Origin of the sequence: Streptomyces sp. URMC 127, assembly GCF_051386535.1 — a bacterium.
Taxonomy (GTDB): domain Bacteria; phylum Actinomycetota; class Actinomycetes; order Streptomycetales; family Streptomycetaceae; genus Streptomyces.
Window position 1 is genome coordinate 1 of sequence record NZ_JBPQTW010000433.1, and the last position, 1553, is coordinate 1553.

Annotated in this window: 2 protein-coding genes; both read left to right on the top strand. The window is 76.7% G+C overall.

Going from position 1 to position 1553, the window contains the following annotated elements; translation table 11 throughout:
* Positions 1-62 precede the first annotated feature (62 nt).
* Entirely contained in the window at positions 63-1223 is a 1161-nt protein-coding gene (locus tag ACSNOH_RS34720; protein ID WP_436725432.1) for an N-acetyltransferase family protein, read from the top strand.
* The coding region (locus ACSNOH_RS34725; RefSeq protein WP_436725433.1) for an NAD-dependent epimerase/dehydratase family protein at positions 1220-1553 on the top strand (334 nt) is incomplete at its 3' end. The genes ACSNOH_RS34720 and ACSNOH_RS34725, both read left to right, overlap by 4 nt.

Genomic DNA, 1553 nt, shown 5'->3' on the forward strand with positions numbered 1-1553 from the left:
CTGCGGCTGCACGGCCCCCGCAGCGAGCGCCCCCGCCGGGCCGCCGCCCCGGAGACCGCCCGATGACCGACGTGACGATCACCCCGGTGCGCGGACGCGCCGCCACCACCGCCTTCATCCGGCTGCCCCACGCGCTCTACCGCCACGACCCGCACTGGGTCGCACCCCTCGAACACGAGCTGCGCGCGTGCCTCGATCCGCGGCGCAACCCCTTCCACGCCACCGGCACCGCCCGTCTCTTCCTCGCCCACCGCGGCCGCACCGCCCTCGGCCGCATCGCCGCCCACATCGACCCCAGGTTCCAGCAGCGCCACCACGAACGCACCGGCCACATCGGCTTCTTCGAGTGCACCGACGACCCCTCCGTCGCCGGCGCCCTGTTCGCCGCCGCCGACCGGTGGCTCGCCGAGCGCGGCGCCGACCGCGTCCTCGGCCCCTTGAGCTTCACCACCAACGACGAATGCGGCGTGCTCGTGGACGGGTTCGACCGCCCGCCCACCGTCCAGATGCCGCACAACCCCCCGTACTACGCCGACTTGTTCACCGCCTGCGGCTTCACCAAGGCCAAGGACCTCCACACCTTCACCGGCCCCGTGCCCGCCGACGGAGCCGCCCCCGCGGCCATCACCCGCGCCGCGCAACGCGCCCTGTCCGCACCGGACGTCCGCGTACGCCCCCTCGATCCCCGCCGCCGGGCCGGCGACCTGGAGGCCGTCCTGCGCATCTACAACGACGCCTGGGCCGGGAACTACGCCTCCGTTCCCTTCACCGACGCCGAGTTCCGGCACCTCCTGCGCCGCCTCAAGCCGGTCCTGGTCCCCGAGCTGCTGCAGATCGCCGAAGTCGGCGGCGAACCCGCCGGATTCACCCTCTGGCTCCCCGACGCCAACCAGGCCCTGGCCGCGGCCCGCGGCCGCCTCACCACCTGCGGCCTGCCGGTCGGCCTGCTGCGGGCCGCCCGGGCCCGCCGCCGCATCACCCGCACCCGCGCCTCCACCTCCGGCGTCACCAGGGAGCACCGCGGCCGCGGGCTCATGGCCGCCCTCCTGTGCCGCGCCCAGCAGGCCGCCGCCCGCCTCGGCTACACCGAGAACGAGTACTCGTGGATCCTGGAGGACAACCGCGACTCCGCCCGCCACGCCCGGGCCATGGGCGCCGTCCACACCCGCACCCACCGCCTCTACCACCGCCCCGTCGGCCCCGCCCCGGCGGCCGCCTCATGAGGTATGCCGTCACCGGCGCCACCGGATTCATCGGCACCCGCCTCGTCGCGCACCTGACCGCGCTCGGCCACGACGTCACCGCCCTCGTGCGTGACCCCCGGCGCACCGTGCCCGGCGCCCGCACCGCCGCCGCCGACCTCGTCACCGGGGCCGGGCTCCGCGAGGCCACCGCCGGCGCCGACATCGTCGTCCACCTCGCCGCCCTCACCCACGCCGCCGACCCCCGGGCCCTCGCCGCCGTCAACTCGGGCGGCACCCGCCGCCTGGTCGCCGCCCTCGCCGCCCAGGCCCGCCCGCCCCGGCTCGTCTACTGCTCCTCGCTGGCCGCTG